This window comes from Kitasatospora sp. NPDC101235, assembly GCF_044767505.1.
GTDB lineage: Bacteria > Actinomycetota > Actinomycetes > Streptomycetales > Streptomycetaceae > Kitasatospora.
Genome location: NZ_JBIWNZ010000009.1, coordinates 175652 through 197404, shown reverse-complemented (window position 1 = coordinate 197404; position 21753 = coordinate 175652). Strand labels below are relative to the sequence as shown.

Below are 21753 nucleotides of genomic sequence, written 5' to 3'. Positions count from 1 at the left end.
ATTCCGTTGTACTCCGTTTCCGTTTTCCGTACGGTGGTCCCGCGCTCCGATCCACCGGCCGGAAGCGCGGGACCGCCCGGGGGTTGTCCCCCTGCTGGATCCGGTGGCTCTCCCCAGCGCGTCGCCGCACCTCGGTGATCGACGATTCTTCGGCCGGCCTTCGTCGGTGAACCGATCGCACCCATCGAACCGGCTTTCCGAATCGTCGAATCGACGCTTCGAGGATCGGCGGTTCGACGAACCGAGGAGCAGCCCGACATGACCGCACGCAGCGAGGAGCGCGACAGGCGCATGGACCGACGCGCCCTGCTGACCGCCACCGCGGCCGCCGTGACCACCACCCTGCTCGCCCCTGCGGCCCGCGCGGACCAGCCGGGAAACGCCGACCAGCCGGAGAGCGCGAACCGGTCGGACCGGACGGACAGCCAGACCTCCACTGTGGTACGCGAACTGAGCGCTCTCGCACACCCCTTGAGGTCCACCGAACCGACCGGCCGGACCACCGACCTGCGGCCGCTGGGCGCGATGATCGGCGACGCCACGGTGGTGGGGCTCGGCGAGGCCACCCACGGCGCGCACGAGTTCTTCACCATGAAGCAGCGGGTGCTGCGCCACCTCGTCGAGGAGAAGGGATTCACCACCTTCGCCCTGGAGACGAGTTGGTCCGCCGGCCTGCGGATCGACGACTACGTCCAGGGCCGCACCGGCGGCGACGCCCGGCAGCTGGTGAAGGACACGATGGGCACCTCGCCCTGGGAGCGCCAGGAGTTCGCCGACCTGATCGACTGGATGCGCGACCACAACCGTGCACACCCGCTGCGCCCGGTCCACTTCCTCGGCGACGACCTGGACTTCCCGGCCATCGGCGACCAGCTCTTCGACCGGGTGACCGCCTACGTGCGCGAGGCCGCTCCCGGGTCGCTTCCGCGGCTGGAGCAGCTGTACGCCGGCCTGCGCCCGTTCGACGACGCCATCGGCTACATCACCACGCGGCCGCTCGCCGAACGGCGGCGGAACGCCGCCGTGGCGCAGCAGACACTGGAGCTGGTCACCGCCGCCGGGGGCGAGGACGGCGAGGCGTACGCGTGGGCGGTGCAGAACGCCCGGAGCATCGCCCTGACCTTCGCCTTCAGCGCCGTGAACCTGGAGGACACCGCCGACGTGGCCGCGATGCAGAACCTCCGCGACCGGGCGATGACCGACAACACCCTCTGGTGGCAGCGCCGTACCGGCGGGAAGGTGCTGCTGTCCGCGCACAACGGCCATGTCGGGTACCGGAGCAGCGACCCCGAGCTCTACCCCAGGACCCAGGGCGAGTACCTGCGCGACGCCCTCGGCGCGGGCTACGTCGCCATCGGTTTCACCTTCGGCCGCGGCTCGTTCCTCACCAAGGACTCGCCGTTCGCCCCCGACTGGAAGACGGTCACCGTTCCCCCGGCCACCGCCGGCATGAACGAGTACGTCCTCGACCGGGTCCGCCCCGGCGACTACTACGTCGACCTGCGCTCCGCCCCGCCGGCCGGCCGCGCCTGGCTGGACACCGCCCGCCCGACCTACGACGCCGGGACGGAGTTCCGCAGCGACCCGCTGCCGCGGCTGGCGATCGGCCCGGCCTACGACGCGCTGATCCACCTCCACGGGACCAGCGCGGCCCGCCGTCTCTGAGCGTCGTCAGTGGTCGCTGCTAGCGTGCCTCTCCGTCAGCAACGGTTCGCGGCAGGACGGGCCGCACCACCGACGGGGGAGGCACCAGCACGTGCGGGAAGTGACGCGCCACACCGTGGTCCGGCAGCGGATCCGCGACGCCCTGGGGGACGTCCGCGGCCGGGCGCTCGGTCACTGGTACGACCTGGAGGACGACCTGACCATCGGGTCCGTCCGCGCGATGGGCGAGGAGCTGCTCGACCACGTCGCCGCCCTCTCCCTGGAGGACGGGGGCCTCACCGGGGCCGACGCCCGCGCGGCCCTGCGGACGGCGGCCGAGTGCGCCCTCGGCGTGCTCCAGCTCGGCTGCTTCCCCCGGGGCGACTTCGACGTCCCCTTCCCGTACATCGGCAGGACGCTGGACAGCGAGGACGTCCGCTTCGGTGCCGTCGTGGACTTCGCGCCCACGGCCGCGACCTGGGTGGAGGCCTTCGCGATGTGCCTGATCGGCGGTCTGCTCCCGCACCGCGAGCGCATGCTCGGCCCGCTGCTCGTCGAGGACTACGCGCCCGCGGTCCGCGAGGGCCTGCCCCACTCGGACCTGGCGTCCGTCTCCGAGCCCGCGGACCTGGCCGCGGTGGCGGCCCTCGGCTCGTACCTCTTCGTCGTGGAGACGGAGCGGTCGCCGTGGATCGCCCCCGGCCCCGTCCCGCTCCGCAAGCCGGACACCGACGAGCGCGCGGCCGCCGCCCGGGGCCTGGACGCCGCGGGCGGGGCGACGCCCGGCGGGCTGAGCCCGGACCAGCGGCTGCTGCGGGTCCTGCTGGAGGACGACCGGGCCGCCTTCGAGGAGGCGCTCGCCGACCGCCTCGTCCTCCACCGCGACAGCACGCCCGCGACGGCCTGGCCCCGCACCCTGCTCCCGGTCGTCCCGATCGCCCTCGCCGCCCTCGCGGTCCAGGCACACGGGTGGGAGCTGGGCATATCCTCCGGCTACCTCCCGGCGACGCTGGTCGGCACGGGCTGATCGATCCTCGGACCGACGTGCCCGCACCGACCCACGCCGCCCCCGCGGCGGCCCTCGGCGGCCGGCACCGCCCCGCGGCGACGCTCAGCCCGTGAACCGTCCGTCCCGCGCCACCACCCGGCCCGCGCGGACCACCAGTTCACGCGCCGGCAGGTCGATCACCACCTGCGGCAGGCACTCGCCCGTCACCAGCATGAAGTCGGCGGGCGAGCCCGGCTTCAGGGTGGCGGCCGGCAGGTCCAGCAGTTCGGCGCCGCCGTCGGCCGCCAGGGCGAAGCAGTCGGCCAGCTGTTCGTCGGTGCGGGCGTCGGTGGTCCAGCCGAGCAGGTGGGCGCGGTGCAGCATGTCGGCGTTGCCGTACGGGCTCCACGAGTCGCGCACGCCGTCCGAGCCGAGCCCGACCCGCACCCCGTGCGCCCGCAGCTCACGGAACGGCAGCACCTGGTGGGCCGAGGGCGCCACGGTGGTGAGGCCGACGCCGGACTCGGCCAGCTCGGCCGCGAGGTCGGCGAGCGGGTCGCCGGTCAGCTCGGGGACGCAGAAGGCGTGGCTGACGACCACCCGCCCGGCCAGTCCGGCCGCCCTGGTCCGCGCGGCGATGTCGCGCAGCGGGCCGAGGCCGCGCTCGCCCCGGTCGTGCAGGTGGATGTCGAGGCGCAGTCCGTGCTGCTCGGCCAGACCGAACAACAGCTCCAGCTGGGCGGGCCCCTCGCCCGCGGAACCCCCGGCCGGGGCGCCGTCGAAGCCCGCCGGGTCGATCCCGCCGATGGCGTCGACCAGCCCGCTCGCCGCCGCCTCCGCGAGCAGCGCGCCCGCGCCGGGCATCCGCCGGACCCCGTGCTGCGGGAAGGCCACCAGCTGGACGTCCAGCACGCCGGCCAGCCGCTCGCGCACCTCGGCGAGCCCGGTCACCCCGGCCAGCCCGTACGCCGGCGCCACGTCCACGTGGGCCCGCACCGCGCGGGTGCCGCGCGTCACGGCGTGGCTCAGCAGCCGGTGGGCGCGGTCGGCGAGCGGGGGTGCGCTGGTGCCGGTGGAGGTCGACGTCGCCCTGCACGTACTCGGGCAGCGAGCCGGCCGGGCGGCGGCTGTACCAGGGCTCGCCCCAGGCGGTCTTGTCCGGGTGGATGTGCGCGTCCACCAGGGTGGGCAGCACGATCCGGCCGCCGCCCTCGACCACCTCCGGCACCACCCCGTCCGGCACCCGCTCGGCCAGCAGGCCGTCCACGGCGATCAGGTCGACGGCCCGGTCGGCGCCGTACGGACGGACGTCCCGGAAGACCGTGACGGACGGCACGGTGGCGGAAGGAGTGGCATCGGATCGCGTGACGCCGGAAGGCGTGGTCATGGGGTGCTCGCTCTCGCTCTGGTTCCCGGGGTGATCCGGCTCCGTGGACGGAATCTGTCCGACAGGCAAAACGTCCTACCTTTCATTCAACAGTCTGTTTATCATCTCCGGGTTCCCGTCCCCCGTCCGGAGTCGCTCACGCATGCCCACGCCACCGCCCGCCGTCACGCCCGGACCGCACCCGCTGCATGCCCTGCGGGCCACCGTCTTCGCCATCGGCGCCCTGCTCCTGCTGGTCGGGGTGGGCGTACTGCTCGACCAACCGCTGCTGATCCCGCCGTTGGCCGCCAGCGCCGCGCTGGTGCACGGCGCACCCGGGCTGCCGATCTCGCAGCCGCGCAACCTGATCGGCGGTCAGCTGATGTCGGCCCTGATCGGCTTCGCCACCCTGGCCGTCACCGGCAGCACCGCCTGGGGCGCGGCCGTCGCCGCCGGACTCTCACTGGGCGCGATGATGCTCACCCACCTCTCGCACTCCCCGGCCGTGGCCACCGCCGTGATCGTGGTCCTGCAGGCGCCGCACCCCGTGCCCTTCCTCCCGCTCCTCGTGCTGGCCGCCGGGCTGCTGGTCGCCATCGGCCTGCTGCCCGGCCGGATCGGCGGGCATCCGGTCCGCTACCCGGTGTCCTGGTGACGGCGGCGCCCCGGCGACCGACCACGCCCTGCCGACAGGGAACACCCTGGCGACCGGCGACGCCGTGGTGACCTGCTGTCCACTCCACTCTCCTGCTGAACGCCGACGGTCGGGTCATCCGATCGGATGACCCGACCGTCATCCGCTCCGCCGGCCAAGGGCGACCGCCCCGCCGACGCCGCCGTACGCCCGCGACGGCAGGCTGGGAGCATCACGCAGTCCGCCCACCCCGCCGAGGAGTCCCCGCCATGACCGCCCGTCCGCTCTCCCCCGCCGATCAGGCCCTGCTGGACGCCGCCGACCGCGGCGACCTCGACGCCGTCCGCGCGGCCCTGACCGCGGGCGCGACCGTCGAGGCCCGCGACGCCGAGGGCCGCACCCCGCTGCTGCGGGCCGCCTTCGCCGACCGGGTCGCCGTCGCCCGGCTGCTGGTCGAGGCCGGTGCGGACGTCAACGCGCAGGACCCCCAGCTGAACAGCCCCTGGCTGGTCACCGGCATCACCGGCAGCGTCCCGATGCTGCGCGCCCTGCTCCCCGGCGGCCCGGACCTCACCCGCCGCAACCGCTACGGCGGGGTGTCGGTCATCCCCGCCGCCGAACGCGGCCACGTCGCCTACGTCCGCGCGGTCCTCGCCGAGACCGCGATCGACGTCGACCACGTCAACGACCTCGGCTGGACGGCCCTGCTCGAAGCCGTCCTCCTCGGCGACGGCGGCCCGGCCCACCGCGAGATCGTCGACATCCTGCTCGCCCACGGCGCCGACCCGTACCTCGCCGACGCCGACGGCGTCACCGCCCGCACCCACGCCGGGCGCCGCGGCTTCCGCGCCATCGCCGAGGCACTGCGCACGGCGGAGGAAGAGGCCGCCCGCAACTCCGGTACGGCCGACGCCGGCTGAAGCCACGGCAGGACCGCGCAACCGCAACGCCCTCAGGACCCCAGGTACGTCAGCACCGCCAGCACCCGGCGGTGGTCGTCCGGGGCCTGCGGCAGGTCGAGCCTCGCCACCGTCCGCGCCCGCTGGGCGTCCTTCCTCGGCACCTTCGTCGCGCTCGGCCTGGGCGTGACAATCCTGGCCATGACCGCCCTGGTGCTCGCCTCCGCCGAACCGGACGTGCCCCGGCGCTACGCCGGCACCCGGGTCGTGGTGCAGAGCCCCACTGTCGACCAGTCGGACGGCACCTTCACCCCGGGCCGGCCCTGGTCCCGGGAGCGCACGCAGGAACTGCTGCGGGCCCTGGCCACCGTTCCGGGCGTGGCGCGGGCCGTGCCGGACCGCGCCTTCTACGCCCAGGCCGTGATCGACGGCAGGCCGGTCGCCGACCCGGGCCCGGAGCCGCGCGGCCGCAACTGGTCCGGTGCCGCGTTCGGCCCCGATCGGCTCACCGCGGGCAGCGCCCCGGCCGACGACCACCAGGTGGTGCTGGACGCCTCGCTGGGGCTGGCGCCCGGTTCCCCGGTCACCCTGCTCACCGCCGCCGGGCCGGACCGCTACACCGTGTCCGGCACCGTCGACTCGCCGTCCTTCTACCTCTCCGACCGCGCCGCCGAGTCCCTCGCCCCCGGGGTCCGGGCGATCGGCCTGGTCACCGCGCCGGGCGCGGACCTTCCGGCCGTTGCCGCGGCGGCGGCCTCCGCCGTGGGCGGCGACGGGACGGTGCTGCACGGTGCCGCGCTCACCGCGTTGGAGGACCGGAGCGCCGAGAAGACCCGCTGGATCGGCCTGCAGATCCTGACCGCGATGGCCGGGCTGACCGCCTTCGTCTCCGTCTTCGTGGTCGCCTCCACCTTCGCCTTCGCGGTCGTCCAGCGACGGCGCGAGTTCGGCCTGCTGCGCACCGTCGGCGCCACCCCGCGTCAGATCGCGCGGATGGTGTACGCCGAGTCGCTCGCGGTGGGCGTTGCGGCCGGCGGCGCAGGCGTGCTGCTCGGCGCACTGCTGGCACCCGCGCTGGGCGCGCTGATGGTCGAGGGCGGCCTGGAGCCGGCCGGTTTCACCGTACGGTTCCAGGCGCTGCCGCTGCTCGGCTCCTTCGCGCTGGGCCTGGTGGTCGCGCTGCTCGGGGTCTGGTCTGCCTCCCGCCGGGCGGCCCGGACGGCTCCGCTGGAGGCGCTGCGCGAGGCCGCCGTCGAACACCGCCCGATGTCCCGCGGCCGGTGGATCGCCGGCGGGGTGTGCACCGCGCTCGGGCTGGGGCTGGTGGTGGTCGCCGCCGGCAGCGAGTCCGACAGCATGATCAACAACGCCCTGTACGCGGCCATGGCGCTGATCGTCGGCCTCACCCTGTTCGCGCCCGCCGTGATCCCGCCGATCGTCCGCGCGGTCTGCCGGCCACTGGCCGGGCTGCGCGGCGCCACCGTCACGATGGCCCGGGAGAGCGCGCTGACCGCCGTCCGGCGCACGGCCTCCACCGCCGCGCCGGTGCTGGTCACCGTGGGCTTCGCCGTGCTGATCGCCGGGCTGTTCCAACTGCGGGCCACTGGTTACGCGTTGGACGAGACCGTCCGGCAGGAGGCCGCCTCGGTGGTCACCCCGCAGGGCACGCCCGGGCTCTCCGACGCCGCCGTGGCCGCCGTTGCGGGTGGCGCCTCGCTGCTGCCCACCCGGCTCTACGCCGGCGGCACCGACCACGTCGGCGCGGTGGGGATGAGCGAGGCCGCGTTCCGCAAGGCCCGCACCCGGATGACCGTCACCTCCGGCTCCCTGGACGGCCTGACGGGCGAACACACCATGGTGGTCAAGGCCGGCACCGCCGCCTGGCTGGGCTGGACCACCGGCCGCCGCGTTCCGGTCACCTTCGAGGACGGCAGCACCGTGGACGTCACGGTCGTCGCCGAGATCACCGACGGCTCCGCCACCGCGAGCGTGCTGCTGACCACCCGCACCGTCCGGGCGCACGACCCCTCGGCACTCACCTCGGTCGTCTACACGGCCGACGCCACCTCGGCCGCCACCCTCGCCCCGCTAGGCGCCCAGGCGCTGAGCAGCGCCGAGTACGCCTCCCGCACCACCTCCGAGGACAACGCCCTGGTCCGGATCTTCCTGGTCGTCCTGATCGGCATGTCGCTCGGCTACAGCTGCCTCGCCGTCGCCAACACCCTGCTGATGGCCACTGCCCAGCGGGCCCCGGACTTCGCGGTGCTGCGGCTGTCCGGCGCGACCCGTCGGCAGGTGCTGCGGATCGTCGCCGCCGAGTCGACCCTCGCGGTCGGGATCGGCGCCGCGCTCGGCCTGCTGATCGCGGTCGTCACCCTGGCCGGCATCCGCTCCGGCCTCTCCGCCAGGCTCGGCACCCGGGTCGACCTCACCCTGCCCTGGTCGACCATGGCCCTGACCGTCGGCGTCTGCCTGCTCCTGGCCCTGCTCGCCGGCGTGCTGCCGGCCCGGGCCGCGCTGCGCCGCCCGGGCGCCCGGGTGGCGGGCTGACCGGGCCTCCCGGCCCATCAGGGCTTCGGCTACTTCCAGTCGTCCGTTCCGCCCAGCAGATCGACCAGCAGCAGCCCCGGATCGTTCTCCTCGTCCACCCACCGGTCATAGCTGATGTCCAGGAACATCTCCACCGGAACCAGCCACGACAGCCGGTAGCGGAACACGACCGGCTGCTCACCGGGCTGACGGACGGTGAGCCGGCGGCGCCGCCCACCGCCCTGGTGGTGGATCTCGGTCCGGTCGTCCACCACCGTGGACCAGTCGTCGATGTGCAGGATCCGCGCACCGTCCGCCTCTCGCACCACGGCGAGCAGCCGACCGAGCTGTCCCACCCAGATGACCTCGGAGCCCGCCCAGTTCACACGTGCCATGACACCCTTCCTCCCGTTCGGACGGCACGGCCCGATGGACGTGCCGTGCTCGGTGGTCGCCCGGCCCGTCCCGCCTCGCGGGCTCGGGATCAGCGCTCGGGCCGGGCCCGGTCCCCCTGCTCGGCCAGCGACTTGATGCCTTCGAGGGTGGTCGTCATGCCGGTGCGCAGCTCGTTCAGCCGGAACTCGACGATCTTCTCCTCCAGCTCCGGCCTGGCGTCGATGACCAGGCTGGCGCCGCTGCGGCCGGGGCCGATCACCACCGACTGGTGCAGCCGGGTGCCGCCGTCCTCGGGGGTCAGCTCGAAGCGCCACCGGGCCAGTGCCCCGGTGAGGTCGGACACCGGCGCGCCGTAGCGGCCGTCCGCGTCCATCGCGCCCCAGGCGAAGACCCGCCGGGCGCCCGGCTCGGCCGGTGCCGTCCCGTCGGTCGGCCCGGTCAGCTCCGTCACCTCGGAGACCGTCCGCCAGTCGGACATGTTCTCGCGACTGTTGTGCCCCTCGAAGCGGGCGCCCAGCGCGGGGCGGTCCGCGCCGTCCAGCCAGGCGACCCGCTGGAGCTCCGGACTGAGCCGGGCGGGCAGGCCGATGTCCGTCACCAGCTCCCACACCCGCTCCACCGGTGCCGCGACGAACACCTCGCACTGCGCACCAGGACCATCGGCGTACCGCATGCCCACTCCCCGCCGTCGTACGTCACCGCTCTTGCACCGCTCTTGCACATCCATGCGGGTCGACACCCGCCCGTGCCCCCGCCACTGCGTCCGGAACGCCGCGAGGACAGCGGGCGGGTTGCCGCCCTGGGCCCTGGTTCGATGATCGATCCCGCGGAACACCCAAGTCAATCCGCCGATTTACTGGGAAACCCCCAAGCGATACCTTGGATCTCCGTGACCATTGACGACCTCCGCGTCTTCGCCGCGGTCTGCCGGGCCGGCTCGCTCAGCGCCGTCGCCCGCGACCTGAACTGCACCCAGTCCGCGGTCAGCCAGCACGTGAAACGGCTCGAACGGGAGGTCGGCCTCGCCCTGATCGAACGCCACCCGCGCGGGGTCGTCCCCACCAAGGCGGGGAGCCTGCTGCGCACGGCGATCGCCGCCGGGCTCGGCAGCATCGACCACGCGCTGCACCGGATCGCCGAACTCGCACGCGGCGAGGGCGGGTCCGTACGGATCACCACCGGGGCCACCAGCATCCGGCACTTCATGTCCGCGGCCGTGGTGGACTTCCGGCGGCGCTTCCCCCAGGTCAGTCTGGAGTTCCAGACCGAGGTCTCCAGCCGCAGCTGCCTGGAGTCGCTCAACACCGGCCGGGCCGACCTCGCCTGGATCACCCTCGGAGTCCCGGCCCGGGGCATCGACCAGCGGCCGGTGGTCGACCTGCCCTGGGTGCTCGCCGTCGCGGCGGGCGACCCGCTCGCCACCCGGGCCCGGATCTCGCCCGCCGACCTCCAGGACGCCCGGCTGATCGGGCTGCCGCAGAACTCCGTCTCCCGCTCCCAAGTCGAGGCCTGGCTGGGGAAATCGGGCATCCGGCCGGTCTTCGACACCAGCGTCGCGGACTGGGACACCGCGATCCTGCTCGCCGAACTCGGCCTCGGCCACGCCGTCGTCCCCGCCCTCCCGCAGTGGCAGGGCCCCGGCCACCCCGGCCTGCGGCTGCTCCCGCTGCCCGACCTGCCCGCCCTCACCGCCGGCTGGGCCGTCCGGGACTGGGAGAACCTCTTCCCGCTCGCCCGCGCCTTCGCCGACACCGTCGCCGCCCACTGCGGCCGCGGGGCCACACCGCCCGCCGGGTCCGGTACGGCCTGACCGCCGCACCTCCCCGTGTGCGGCGAAGTCCGCCGGGGAAACCATCGCGCAGGCTCCGCACCCGCTTCCCGTCCCGCCGCCCGCAGGTGGTGGCGCCCGCCCGGCGCCGCGCTCACCCGTCTCCCCGCGGGTCCGGGCTCCGGCTCGGTCCGGGTCCGGCCGCCCGTTCCCTCGGCCGGAGCAGCGCGCGGGCGGGCCGGTCCCTCGCCGTGCTCGGGCGGTTGCCGATCCGCGCCCACGGCCCCGCGATCGCGACCACCCCTCCGGGCTTCAGGCGCTCACCGGCCGTAGAAGCCGTAGAAGGAATGACTGCACCCGATCTCCACGAAGCCCCGGCGGCCGTACCACGCGCGCGGCCAGTCCACCGCGTCCGCGAGCAGGAACAGCTGCGGGATGCCGGCCTCGGCCGCCAGCGCCAGGCCGGAGGCGAGCAGGGTGTCGCCGTGCCCCGCACCGCGGTGCTGCGAGCCGGTCACAGCGTCCTCCAACTGGGCGAGCCCGACGGCCGGTTCGAGGTAGAGATCGCTCCAGGCCGCGACCTCGCCGGCCGGCGTCCGCGCGGCCAGGAACTGCACCCGCTCGGCTCCGCGCAGCCGGGCGGTGCGGCGGTCGGTGAGCTGCCGGGCAAGCTCCTCGTCCTCGCTCCACTCCCGGTGCTGGCGCATCACCGCCTCCCGCACCTCGCCCAACTCCACAGGGAGCGCCGCAGGTTCGGGCAGCACACAGCCGTCCGTCGGCCGCGCCAGGGTCACCACGCTCTCCCGCTCCCACCCCGCCGCCGCCAGGACGGGGGCGGCCCGCTCGCCCGACTCCGGGTCCAGCACCGTGATGCAGTAGCGGCGGCGCCGCCCCAGCCATCGGGCGGCCAGCTCGGGCAGCACCGCCGGGTCGGTGCCCGGGCCCTCGACGATCAGCTGGTTGTGTTCCTCGGAACGGACGAACTCGGCGTCCCGAACGGCGAACACCCCGGGAAAATCCGGAAGTTCGCGGATATCCGCCGCCTGGCGACGGGCGAAGGCGGCACGGAAGGCGGTCACGCGCGCAAGCAGATCCGACATCCCGCCATGATCACTCGCCCGGCCGCTGCGGGCAACGACTTTCCCGTGCGCCTCAGCCCGTGCGCCTCAGGCGGACGAGGCGGGGGACGAGCGGTCCAGGAAGCGCCGGATCCCGTCCCGTACGCCGTCGGTCGGCACGGTCGCCGCGAAGGCCGCCGCCTCCACCGCGAGCCCCTCGTCGATCGGCAGGTTGATGCCCCGGGTCACCGCCCGCAGGCAGGCGGCCACGGCGGTCGGCGCGTGCCGGATGATCCGCTCGGCCAGGTGCCGCGCCGAGTCCAGCAGTTCATCCGCCGGGACGACCGAGTTGACCAGGCCGATCTCGGCGGCGCGGGCGGCCGGGATGGGGTCACCGGTGAGGATCAGCTCCAGGCCGCGCTTGCGGCCGACGTGCCGCGGCAGCCGCTGCGAGCCGCCGAAGGGCGGCGGGAAACCGAGCGTGATCTCGGGCTTGGCGAAGGTCGCGTGCTCGGCCGCGACGGCCAGCGGTGCGGCCTCGGTGATCTCGCAACCACCGCCGTACGCGAGGCCGTTGACGGCCACGATGACCGGCTTGGGGAACTCCTCGATCCGCCGGGTGAGGGTGTGCCCGCGCCGGACGAACTCGCGCAGCGCCCGCTCGGGCCCGCCCTCGATGCTGGCCGCCAACGACGGGATGTCGGCTCCGGCACTGAACGCCCGCCCCCCGGCGCCGGTGAGGATCACGGCACGGACGGTGTCGTCGGCGTCGATCCGGTCGAGCTCGGCGAGCAGTGCGTCGATCGTCGGGTAGTCGAGGGCGTTGAGCTTCTTCTCCCGGTCGATGGTGAGGGTGACGACGTGCCGGTCCCGCTCGCTGCGGATGGTCATGGGCGCGTGCTCCGTTCCTGGCCTCGCTGCTGGATGTGACGAGGCTAGGAACACCCGCCCAGGACAATCCACTTATTGTCCTGGATACACTCCGGTGCACGCCCGTACGCCCCGGAGCGCGCCTCCACTCCCGGGAACGGCAGGTGATCCGTGCGACGGCCCTCCTACAAGGCCATCGTCGACGAGTACGCCGCCGCCATCCGCTCCGGCGCGCTCCCGGCCGGCACCCGGCTGCCGACCCACCGCACCCTCGCCCGCGAACGGCGGATCGCCCTCGCCACCGCCACCCGGGTCTACGCCGAACTGGCCGCCGCCGGGCTGGTGGTGGGCGAACAGGGCCGCGGCACCTTCGTCCGGCTGCGCTCCGGCTACGACGGCCTCGAACCCTCGCGCGCACTCCCGGTTCCCCGGGTGGCCGACCTCTCCTTCAACCAGCCGCTCGCCCCCGGGCAGGGCGACCAGCTGCGGCAGGCCCTGCGCGCGCTCGCCTCCTGCGGCGACGCCGAAGCCCTGCTGCGCCAGCACCCGCCGGGCGGCCACCGCCACGACCGGGCCGCAGTGGCCACCCACCTGCTGGACCGCGGGATCGACACCGCCCCCGAGAACGTCCTGCTCACCAGCGGGGCGCAGCAGGCCCTGGACTGCGTCCTGCGCACGCTCACCCGCCCCGGGGACGTCCTCGCCGTGGACGCCCTCGGCTACCCGGGCATCAAGCTGCTCGCCACCGCCCACGGGCTGGACCCGGCCCCCGTCCCGGTCACCGCCGCGGGCCCGGACCTCGACGCACTCGACCGCCTCTGCCGCACCCGGCCGGTGCGGGCGGTGTACACCCAGCCGACCGTCCACAACCCGCTCGGCTGGGTGCTCGGCCCGGCGCAGCGCGAGCGCCTCGTCCGGCTCGCCGCCGAGCACGGCTTCACCCTGATCGAGGACGGCACCTACGCCTTCCTGGAGGCCGCACCGCCCCCGCCCCTGTACACCCTCGCCCCCGAACGCACCTGTTACGTGGCCGGCCTCTCCAAGAGCGTCGCACCGGGCCTGCGGTTCGGCTTCGCCGTCCTGCCCGACCACCTGCTCCGGGCCGCCACCACCAGCCTGCGCACGGCGGCCTGGGGCGCCCCCGGCCTGATCACCGCCCTCGCCACCGGCTGGCTCACCGACGGCACGGTCGCCCGCCTGGAGCAGGAACGCCGCACGGACGCCGCCGCCCGCCAGTCCATCGCCCGCACCGCCCTGGCGGGCCTGACCACCACCGCCCACCCCACCTCCTACATCGTCTGGCTCACCCTCGAACCCCACCAGCGCGCCAACCACGCAGCCGCCGCCCTGGCCGCCGAGGGCATCCTGATCTCCACCGCCGACGCCTTCGCCACCACCCCCCACCACCCCAACGCCCTCCGCCTGGCCCTCGCCACACCCCCGCTCCCCACCCTCCCCAGCGTCCTCACCCACCTCCGCACCACCCTCGAAGCCATCGCCCCCTGACCGAACCCCGCCCGACGCCCCACTCCCCACTCCCCACTCCCCCGCCGTCACCCGGCCATGACGGGGCCGGCACACGTCAGGCTCCGGCGAGGCGGGGGTGCCGCGGCTCCCGACGGCGGCTTCCTACGCCTCGTCCTCCGTCACCGCTCGGGCGAAGCGGGCGCTCCATTCCGCGAGGAGAATCCGCAGGGCGTCCGGGGCGAGCACCTGGAACTCGGCGCCGAGGGAGCCCAGGGCCATGGCGGGCCAGTCGAGCGAGTCGGCGGTCATCCGCAGGTGGCAGCGGTGCGGGGTGACGGGCTCCACGGTGCCCCAGCGGCCGACCCGGGCCCGGACGTGGTCGGCCGGCGCCTCGATCAGGGCCTCCACCCGGTGTGGCCGGGGCATGCCGTTGAGGCCCGCGCGGACGAACTCCGCCGCGTCGGCCGCCGGCAGGGTGCGCGGGGCGAAGCGTGCGCCACTGCCGGACGGGGCGCTGAGGCGGTCGAGGCGGAAGCTGCGCCAGTCCGCCCGGCCGAGGTCGTACGCGACCAGGTACCAGCGGCGGTTCAGGCAGACCAGCCGGTGCGGTTCGACGTGCCGTTCCGTACCGCGCCCGTCGGCGGCCGTGTAGGAGAACCGCACCCGCTCGCCGTCCCGGCAGGCGAGCGCCACCACCGTCAGGGCGTCCGGGTCGACACCCGCGCCCACCTGCGTCCCCCAGTCCACCGGGACGGTCATCGCACGCAGCGCCTCCACCCGTCGGCGCAGCCGGGCCGGCATCACCTGGACCACTTTCGCCAGCACCCGCACCGAGGCCTCCGCGACCCCCTCCACCGGGCTTTCGGCGGCCGCTTGCAGGCCCACCGCGAGGGCCACCGCCTCCTCGTCGTCGATGACCAGCGGCGGCAGCGCCGCGCCTGCCGCCAGCTGGTAGCCGCCGTCGACGCCGCGCTGCGCCTCGACGGGGTAGCCGAGTTCGCGCAGACGGTCGATGTCGCGGCGCAGGGTGCGGGCGGAGACGCCGAGCCGTTCGGCCAGTTCCTCGCCCGGCCAGTACCGGTGGGTCTGGAGCAAGGAGAGCAGTCGCAGCGTTCGGGTGCTGGTGTTCGCCATGCATCGATTCTCCCCGGAATTGAGGACAGGAAGTGACCGCAATGGCCCGTAGCGTTGTTCTTGTCCGAGGGAGCAGGAACCGAACGAAGGGCCGGAACCATGACCAGCACGACCACCAGCGCGACCACCACCACCACCGCCGCCACCGAGAACCTCACCGGCGAGCGCGCCGACCTCCTGGTGGCCCTGGAGAAGCAGCGGCACTTCCTGCGCTTCACCACCCGGGACCTCACCGACGAGCAGGCCGGCCTGCGGTCCTGTGCGAGCGAACTGTGCCTGGGCGGCCTGATCAAGCACGTGACCACCGTCGAGCGGCTCTGGGCGGAGTTCATCGTGCAGGGCCCGTCCGCGATGCCCGACTTCACCAGCTTCACCGAGGAGGACTACGCCCGCCGCGCGGACGAGTTCCGCCTGCTGCCCGGCGAGACGCTGGCCGGTGTCCTCGCGGCCTACGCCGAGGTGGCGCGCCGGACCGACGAGCTGGTGGCCACCCTCCCCGACCTGGACGCCACTCAGCCGCTGCCGAAGGCCCCGTGGTTCGAGGCGGACGCCGAGTGGTCGGCCCGCCGGGTGCTGCTGCACGTCGCCGCGGAGACCGCCCAGCACGCCGGCCACGCCGACATCATCCGTGAGTCCCTGGACGGCGCGAAGAGCATGGGCTGAGCCCGGTCCGCACGGCAGCGGGGCAGCGTCGGCGACGACCGACGGGCCCCGCGCCCCCTCACCCCGACCCTTCACGCCCGTACCCCGGGACCGCCCTCAGGCCCGCCCGACGAAGGTGAACCCGGCCCCGTCGACCACGCTGCGGACCAGGGCCTCGTCCAGCGGCTGTGCGGAGGCCACGGTGACCCGGCCGCTCGGTGCGTCGGCACTGACGTCGGTGACGCCCGGCAGGGCGGCCAGCCCGGCACTGACCGTTTTCTCGCAGTGGCCGCAGCTCATGCCGTCGACGGTGAAAACGGCGGTGATGGACATGACGGCGCCTCCGATGGCGTTCCGGACGGGTCGGGGCCGACCCGGGCGGACCGGCCCCGACGAATCGACCCGGACGGGCCGACCCGCCCTACGACACCCGAATCCGACGGCGCCGCCCAGGGACACGCCGCCCGGGTGACACCATCGAGCGGTTCCGGGAACCGACCGGACCTCCCGTCCGACAGGGGTCACGCCGTGGTGCACGCCACTTCCTGAACCGCCGCCCCGCCCCGTCCCGTTCCTCCGGGTACAACCCCTTCGCGCAACCGGGCGACGGCCCGGCCGCCGATCGGCCGCCACGGCCCGTCGACCCCGTCCTGGAGCACTTCCGCCATGTCCACCCTGGCCCCCGTTCCTGCCCGCCCGGGCATCACCGCCCTTCTGACGGCCCACTCCGCCCTACGCGGCGAGTTCGCCCGCCTCGCCGGGGTCTGCCGCGCGCCCGGCGCGGAGGCGCTGCGCGCCGGAACCGCCGCCTTGCGCGCCTTCCGTGCCTTCCGCCTGGCGCTCCCCGCCCGCCGCCGGCGGATGCGCGGGGTGTACGGCCACCTGGACGCGGCGGGAGCGGGCCGTTGAGGGCGCTCGCGCGGCTCCGCCGCTGCAAGCCCCGGCACGGCGTGCTCGCCTTCGCGCTGGTCGCGGCGCTGACCGCCGGGCTGCTCTGGTGGCAACCGTGGAACGGCGGGGGCGAGGACCGGGACGGGCTGGCGTTCACCACCGCGCCCGGTGGCTCCGCCCGCTTCGGCACCGGCGAGCGCCTGTACCGCTACAAGGTGCGGGTGGAGGACGGGATCGCGCAGAGCCCGGCGCAGTTCGCCGCCGAGGTCGACGCGGTCCTCGGCGACGTCAAGCACGGCTGGGCGGCCGGCGGCACGGCCTCGTTCCAGCGGATGCCCGCCGACCCGGTGGACTTCACCGTCTACCTGGCCACCCCGAAGTCCACCGACCGGATCTGCGGCCAGTACGGCCTGGACACCGGCGGCTGGGTGAACTGCGGCGTCACCCACCAGGTCGTCATCAACCTCAAGCGCTGGACCGAGCTGTCCGAGTTCTACCAGGGCAAGCCCGAGCCGTACCACGCGCTCGCCGTCAACCACGAGGTCGGCCACATCCTCGGCTACGGTCACGTCGACTGCCCCGGCCCGGGCGCCCCGGCACCGGTGATGATGCAGCAGATCAAGGGGCTGCACGGCTGCGTCCCCAACGGCCGGCCGTACTCGGACACCGGCACCCTGCTCACCGGCCCGCCCGTCCAGGCCCCCACCAACGCGCCGTAGCCGGCCCGCGGGACTCCGGACACCGGCCCCGAGCGACACCGGCTCCGCACCACGCCGCACGGCTCCGCACCACGCCACACGAGGCCGACCACCCACCCCCTCCCGAACCACCCGCCCGAAACACGGATAATCCTGGTCGGACCGGACGCACCCGCACCGCGCGCCCGGTCCCGGTCGTGTCCCCAGTCGGTGCCGGTGGAGGAGAAGCGTTGAACGGTGTGCCCGGCGGGGAGATCCTGGACTGGCCGGTGCTGCTGGAGGCCGCCGAGGCGGCCGCCCGGGCGACCACGGGCCGGGGCCGGGTCGCCGACTACATCCCGGCCCTCGCCACCGCCGACCCGGAGGCTTTCGGCATGGCCGTCGCGACCGTCGACGGGGAGCTGTACGGCGTCGGGGACTGGGAGCAGCCGTTCTCCGTCCAGAGCGTCTCCAAGCTCTTCTCGCTCGCCCTCGCGGTGGCCTACGGCGGTGACACGCTCTGGCAGGGCGTCGGCCGCGAACCGTCCGGCAACCCGTTCAACTCCCTGGTGCAGCTGGAGACCGAGCACGGCATCCCGCGCAACCCGTTCATCAACGCAGGCGCCCTGGTGGTCACCGACCGCCTCCAGACCATGACCGGCGACGCCTCCGGTGCGGTGCGGGAGTTCCTGCGCCGCGAGTCCGGCAACCCGCTGCTCGACACCGACCCGGCGGTCGCCGCCTCGGAGGCCGAACACGGCCACCGCAACGCCGCGCTGGCCCACTTCATCGCCAGCCACGGCAACCTGGAGAACCCGGTCGAGACCGTCCTGGAGCACTACTACGCCCACTGCGCCGTCGCCACCAGCTGCCGTGACCTGGTGCTGGCCGGCTCCTTCCTCGCCCGCTACGGCGTGCGCGCCGACGGCACCCGGCTGATGTCCCGCAGCGAGGCCAAGCGGATCAACGCCGTCCTGCTCACCTGCGGCACCTACGACGCCGCCGGCGAGTTCGCCTTCCGCGTGGGCCTGCCCGGCAAGAGCGGCGTCGGCGGCGGCATCCTCGCCATACTCCCCGGCCGCGCCGCCGTCTGCGCCTGGGGCCCGCGCCTGGACCAGGCCGGCAACTCCGTCGCCGCGGTCACCGCCCTGGACACTCTGACCACCCTCTCCGGGTGCTCGGTGTTCTGAACGGTTCCGAGCCGCCCCGAGCCACTCCGATCCGTTCCGAGCGGTTCCGGGCGGGTCCGAGCGGGTCCGGGCGGGTCCGGGCGGGTCCGAGCGGGTCCGGGCGGTTCCGGGCGGGTCCGACACGGCGCCAACGAACCGGCATCCCAGCCGACTTGACCTTCACACCGGTGTGAACCGCGAGGATCCAGGCATCGCCAACCGCACACCGTACGGAAGGAATCCCATGACGAACCCCACGGACGCCCCGGCCCCGGTCACGGTCATCGGCCTCGGCCTGATGGGCCGGGCGCTGGCCGCCGCGTTCCTCGCGAACGGGCACCCGACCACCGTCTGGAACCGCACCCCGGACAAGGCCGGCGAACTGCTCGCCCGGGGCGCCGCCCGGACCGGCTCGGTCGAGGAGGCCGTCCGGGCCAGCCCGCTGGTGGTCGTCTGCGTCTCGGACTACCACGCCGTCCGCGAGCTGCTCGACCTGCCGGCGGGCACGTTCGCGGACCGCGTCGTGGTGAACCTGACCACCGGCACCTCGGCCCAGGCCCGGGAGACCGCCGCCTGGGCGGCGCAGCGCGGCCTGGCCTACGTCGAGGGCGTCATCATGGCGATCCCGCCGGACATCGCCACCGAGCGGGCCGTCCTGTTGTACAGCGGGCCGGAGGAGGCCTACCGGGCGCACGAGGCGACGCTGCGGAACCTCGGCCCGGCGGGCACCGTCTACCTCGACGCCGACCACGGCCTGTCGCCGCTGTACGACATGTCACTGCTCGGCATCATGTGGGGCATCCTGAACAGCTTCCTCCACGGGGCGGCGCTGCTCGGCACGGCCGGGGTCCCGGCGACCGTCTTCGCCCCGCTCGCCGAAACCATGATCAACGTGGCGGCCGGTTACGTCACCGCGTACGCCCCGCAGATCGACGCGGGCGAGTATCCGGCCGAGGACGCGACCCTGGCGGTCCACCAGGGCGGCCTGCGCCACCTCGCCGAGGAGAGTGAAGCCCTTGGCGTGAACGCCGAACTCCCGCACTTCTACCGGGAGTTGGTCGACCTCGCGATCGCCGCTGGCCACGCCGGAAGCGGCTACGCGGCCCTGATCGAACAGTTCCGCCGGCCCGCCGCCTGAGCCCGCCGGACCGGGCCGGTCCACCGGACCGCCTCGCCGGGTCGGCCGCCCGGCGAGGCCAAGTCGAACGGGACGCGGGCCTCGGCCGTCCGCACAGCGACCGGGACCCGCGAGTCCGATGCACACGCCCGTTCCGAGGGCGCCCTTCCCGGAGGGTCCTACTCCACCGTCACGCTCTTCGCGAGGTTGCGCGGCCTGTCCACGTCCCGCTCCAGGGCGACGGCGGCGTGGTAGGCGAGCAGCTGGAGCGGGATGTTGAGCAGCAGCGGGTCCAGCTCGGGCTCGCTCTTCGGCACCAGGATGCAGTGGTCCGCGAGCTTCTCCTCCGGCCGCCGGTGGGCGACGGCGATGACCCGCCCGGAGCGGGCCTTGATCTCGCCCAGCGTGGTCAGGTTCTTGTCCAGCAGCTCGTCGTCCGGAACCAGTGCCACGGTGGGCAGTTCGGGGCTGATCAGCGCCAGCGGACCGTGCTTGAGCTCGCTCGCCGGGTAGGCCTCGGCGTGCACGTAGGAGATCTCCTTGAGCTTCTGCGCGCCCTCGCGGGCCACCGGGTAGCCGCGCACCCGGCCGATGAACATCATGCCCGCCGAGTCGGCGTACTCGGCGGCGAGTGCGGCGATCGCCTCGCTCTGCTCCAGCACCTCGCGGATCTGGTCCGGCAGCGCCTGGAGCGCCGAGACGATCCGGCGCCCGTCGGCGGGCGACAGGTCGTGGATGCGCCCGAAGTGCAGGGCGAGCAGCGCGAAGGCGACCACGGTGGAGGTGAACGCCTTGGTGGAGGCGACCGAGACCTCCGGACCGGCGTGCAGGTAGATACCGCCGTCACACTCTCGGGCGATAGCGCTGCCCACGGTGTTGACGACGCCGAGCACCCGGCCGCCCTTGCGCTTGATCTCCTGGACGGCGGCCAGGGTGTCGTAGGTCTCGCCGGACTGGCTGACCGCGACGTACAGGGTGTCCGCCTCGATCACCGGGTTGCGGTAGCGGAACTCCGAGGCGGGCTCGCTGTGCGCGGGGATGCGGGCCAGCTCCTCGATCAGCTGCGCACCCATCTCGCCCGCGTAGTAGGCCGATCCGCAGCCGAGGATCTTCACCCGGCGGATCTCGCGCAGCTCCCGGGCGTCCAGGTTGAGGCCGCCGAGGTGCGCGGTGGCGAAGCGCTCGTCGAGCCGGCCGCTCAGGGTGCGCTCGACCGAGCCGGGCTGCTCGTGGATCTCCTTGAGCAGGAAGTGCTCGAAGCCGCCGGTGTCGTAGGAGTCGACCTCCCAGTCCACGGTGGACGGCTGGCGGTGCGTGGTGCGGGCGTCCGCGGTGAAGGTGCGGAAGCCGTCGGCCCGGACGGTGGCCAGCTCGCCGTCCTCCAGGTGGACGACCTGGCGGGTGTAGCGGACCAGCGCGGAGACGTCCGAGGCGGCGAACATCTCCTTCTCGCCGATGCCCAGCACGATCGGGCTGCCGTTGCGGGCGACCACGATCCGGTCCGGCTGCTCGGAGTCGAGCACCGCTATGCCGTAGGTGCCGACCACCCGGCCGAGCGCGGCCCGCACCGCGTCCTCCAGCTCGACGCCGTCGGCGACGTGCGCGGCGATCAGGTGGGCGAGCACCTCGGTGTCGGTCTCGGAGCGGAACACCGCACCGTCGGCGGTGAGCTTGGCGCGCAGTTCGTCGGCGTTCTCGATGATGCCGTTGTGGACGACGGCGATCCGCTCGGCGTTGTCCAGGTGCGGGTGCGCATTGGCGTCACTGGGGACGCCGTGGGTGGCCCAGCGGGTGTGGCCGATGCCGGTGGTGCCCTTGAACCGGGCCGGCACGGCGGCGGCCAGGTCCGCGACCCGGCCCTTCACCTTGCGGAGCTTGATCCCGCCGCTGCGCCCGGTGACGGCGACGCCGGCCGAGTCGTACCCGCGGTACTCCAGCCGCGCCAGCCCCTCCAGCAGGAAGGGGGTCGCGTCCTTGGGGCCGATGTAGGCCACGATTCCGCACATGCGTGGTCTCCTCTTCGAAGTCTTCGGAAGGTCGGGAACGACGGCTCAGCCGTAGACGATCCGCCGCAGCTGGCGGGCCGAGAGCTCCGGCGCCGAGACCCGGCGCTGCGGCAGTTCCTCGGCGAGCCGGGCGAAGATCCGCTCGTTGGTCAGACCGCGTGCCTGGAGCTCGGTGTGGCGGCGGCGCACGTACTCCTCGGTGCTCTCGGAGAAGTACGCCAGCACCTCCGCCACGACCCGCGCCGCCTCCCGGGGCCCGAGCGGGCTGGTCCGGGTGAGGTGGGCGAGGAGGTCTTCGTGAGGGTGGGGTGAGCTCGGCACGAGTGAGGAGCCTAGGTCGGGCGGCCCGCCGAAGCCAAAGTTCCTGCCCGAAATCGGGCAGACATTACGACTTTCAGCCCACCTTCACACTTCCTCCATAGTCGACGGTCAACCGGCCACCCGTTCGCCCCCGTTCTCGAAAGCCCCTTGAAGCGGCGTCGGCTCCGCACGTAGCGT

21 protein-coding genes and 1 pseudogene are annotated in these 21753 nt (G+C 74.2%); 12 read left to right on the top strand and 10 right to left on the bottom strand.

From position 1 onward, the window contains the following. Positions 1–258: 258 nt before the first annotated feature. Together ACIRRH_RS17875 and ACIRRH_RS17870 are read left to right on the top strand one after the other, a co-directional pair. Positions 259–1665, top strand: coding sequence for an erythromycin esterase family protein (locus ACIRRH_RS17875; RefSeq protein WP_403067769.1), 1407 nt, complete (start codon positions 259–261; stop codon positions 1663–1665). 91 nt (positions 1666–1756) lie between these two features. After that, the gene (locus ACIRRH_RS17870; RefSeq protein ID WP_403067766.1) at positions 1757–2671 is read left to right on the top strand and encodes an immunity 49 family protein; all 915 of its coding nucleotides are present in this window, start codon (positions 1757–1759) and stop codon (positions 2669–2671) included. Between the two features lie 84 nt (positions 2672–2755). Here the strand turns inward: ACIRRH_RS17870 and ACIRRH_RS17865 are convergent. Further along, positions 2756–4019: pseudogene (locus tag ACIRRH_RS17865) on the bottom strand (amidohydrolase). 142 nt (positions 4020–4161) lie between these two features. On the opposite strand from ACIRRH_RS17865, the gene ACIRRH_RS17860 reads away from it, so the two are divergent. Beyond that, positions 4162–4653: an HPP family protein gene (locus tag ACIRRH_RS17860; protein ID WP_403067764.1), complete on the top strand. Its 492-nt coding sequence runs from the start codon at positions 4162–4164 to the stop codon at positions 4651–4653. Positions 4654–4901: 248 nt separating this feature from the next. Further along, positions 4902–5552 (top strand): ankyrin repeat domain-containing protein, encoded by a 651-nt coding sequence (locus ACIRRH_RS17855; RefSeq protein ID WP_403067762.1) that lies wholly within the window; start codon positions 4902–4904, stop codon positions 5550–5552. Positions 5553–5584: 32 nt separating this feature from the next. Here the strand turns inward: ACIRRH_RS17855 and ACIRRH_RS17850 are convergent, their stop codons facing one another. Further along, entirely contained in the window at positions 5585–5734 is a 150-nt protein-coding gene (locus tag ACIRRH_RS17850; protein ID WP_403067760.1) for a hypothetical protein, read from the bottom strand. Between ACIRRH_RS17850 and ACIRRH_RS17845 the strand changes: the two genes are divergently transcribed. Next, complete coding sequence (locus ACIRRH_RS17845) at positions 5733–8081, top strand: ABC transporter permease (protein WP_403067758.1); 2349 nt, start codon at positions 5733–5735, stop codon at positions 8079–8081. The two genes, ACIRRH_RS17850 and ACIRRH_RS17845, sit on opposite strands and share 2 nt — an antisense overlap. Before the next feature lie 29 nt (positions 8082–8110). On the opposite strand, the gene ACIRRH_RS17840 is transcribed toward ACIRRH_RS17845, so the two are convergent. Next, a complete protein-coding gene (locus tag ACIRRH_RS17840; protein WP_403067756.1) occupies positions 8111–8455 on the bottom strand; it encodes a hypothetical protein in 345 nt (114 codons plus the stop codon). Between the two features lie 89 nt (positions 8456–8544). Then, positions 8545–9129 (bottom strand): SRPBCC family protein, encoded by a 585-nt coding sequence (locus ACIRRH_RS17835; RefSeq protein WP_403067754.1) that lies wholly within the window; start codon positions 9127–9129, stop codon positions 8545–8547. Positions 9130–9345: 216 nt separating this feature from the next. Between ACIRRH_RS17835 and ACIRRH_RS17830 the strand changes: the two genes are divergently transcribed. Beyond that, positions 9346–10266: a LysR family transcriptional regulator gene (locus ACIRRH_RS17830; protein ID WP_403067752.1), complete on the top strand. Its 921-nt coding sequence runs from the start codon at positions 9346–9348 to the stop codon at positions 10264–10266. A 278-nt stretch (positions 10267–10544) separates the two neighbouring features. On the opposite strand, the gene ACIRRH_RS17825 is transcribed toward ACIRRH_RS17830, so the two are convergent. Both ACIRRH_RS17825 and ACIRRH_RS17820 read right to left on the bottom strand, forming a co-directional pair. Then, on the bottom strand, positions 10545–11324 hold the full coding sequence (locus tag ACIRRH_RS17825; RefSeq protein ID WP_403067750.1) for an N-acetyltransferase: 780 nt from the start codon (positions 11322–11324) through the stop codon (positions 10545–10547). Positions 11325–11390: 66 nt separating this feature from the next. Beyond that, complete coding sequence (locus ACIRRH_RS17820; RefSeq protein WP_403067748.1) at positions 11391–12173, bottom strand: crotonase/enoyl-CoA hydratase family protein; 783 nt, start codon at positions 12171–12173, stop codon at positions 11391–11393. 150 nt (positions 12174–12323) lie between these two features. On the opposite strand from ACIRRH_RS17820, the gene ACIRRH_RS17815 reads away from it, so the two are divergent. After that, on the top strand, positions 12324–13658 hold the full coding sequence (locus tag ACIRRH_RS17815) for a PLP-dependent aminotransferase family protein (protein WP_403067746.1): 1335 nt from the start codon (positions 12324–12326) through the stop codon (positions 13656–13658). A 123-nt stretch (positions 13659–13781) separates the two neighbouring features. On the opposite strand, the gene ACIRRH_RS17810 is transcribed toward ACIRRH_RS17815, so the two are convergent. Further along, complete coding sequence (locus ACIRRH_RS17810) at positions 13782–14753, bottom strand: helix-turn-helix transcriptional regulator (RefSeq protein ID WP_403067744.1); 972 nt, start codon at positions 14751–14753, stop codon at positions 13782–13784. Between the two features lie 99 nt (positions 14754–14852). On the opposite strand from ACIRRH_RS17810, the gene ACIRRH_RS17805 reads away from it, so the two are divergent. Next, a complete protein-coding gene (locus tag ACIRRH_RS17805) occupies positions 14853–15416 on the top strand; it encodes a DinB family protein (protein WP_403067742.1) in 564 nt (187 codons plus the stop codon). A gap of 96 nt (positions 15417–15512) precedes the next feature. On the opposite strand, the gene ACIRRH_RS17800 is transcribed toward ACIRRH_RS17805, so the two are convergent. After that, positions 15513–15728, bottom strand: a complete 216-nt coding sequence (locus ACIRRH_RS17800; RefSeq protein ID WP_224278254.1) for a heavy-metal-associated domain-containing protein — start codon at positions 15726–15728, stop codon at positions 15513–15515. Positions 15729–16061: 333 nt separating this feature from the next. Here ACIRRH_RS17800 and ACIRRH_RS17795 point away from each other — a divergent pair, with 333 nt between their 5' ends. The 4 genes from ACIRRH_RS17795 to ACIRRH_RS17780 all read left to right on the top strand — a co-directional run bounded on the left by ACIRRH_RS17795 (position 16062) and on the right by ACIRRH_RS17780 (position 19270). Then, on the top strand, positions 16062–16304 hold the full coding sequence (locus ACIRRH_RS17795) for a hypothetical protein (protein WP_403067739.1): 243 nt from the start codon (positions 16062–16064) through the stop codon (positions 16302–16304). Then, entirely contained in the window at positions 16301–17005 is a 705-nt protein-coding gene (locus ACIRRH_RS17790; protein ID WP_403067737.1) for a DUF3152 domain-containing protein, read from the top strand. Before ACIRRH_RS17795 ends, ACIRRH_RS17790 begins: the two co-directional genes overlap by 4 nt. A gap of 209 nt (positions 17006–17214) precedes the next feature. After that, the gene (locus tag ACIRRH_RS17785) at positions 17215–18153 is read left to right on the top strand and encodes a glutaminase (protein WP_403067735.1); all 939 of its coding nucleotides are present in this window, start codon (positions 17215–17217) and stop codon (positions 18151–18153) included. A gap of 223 nt (positions 18154–18376) precedes the next feature. Beyond that, complete coding sequence (locus ACIRRH_RS17780) at positions 18377–19270, top strand: NAD(P)-dependent oxidoreductase (RefSeq protein ID WP_403067733.1); 894 nt, start codon at positions 18377–18379, stop codon at positions 19268–19270. Positions 19271–19428: 158 nt separating this feature from the next. Here the strand turns inward: ACIRRH_RS17780 and glmS are convergent, their stop codons facing one another. After that, positions 19429–21255: a glutamine--fructose-6-phosphate transaminase (isomerizing) gene (gene glmS, locus ACIRRH_RS17775; RefSeq protein WP_403067731.1), complete on the bottom strand. Its 1827-nt coding sequence runs from the start codon at positions 21253–21255 to the stop codon at positions 19429–19431. A gap of 45 nt (positions 21256–21300) precedes the next feature. Further along, positions 21301–21576, bottom strand: a complete 276-nt coding sequence (locus ACIRRH_RS17770; RefSeq protein WP_355254796.1) for a hypothetical protein — start codon at positions 21574–21576, stop codon at positions 21301–21303. Between the last annotated feature and the right edge of the window lie 177 nt (positions 21577–21753).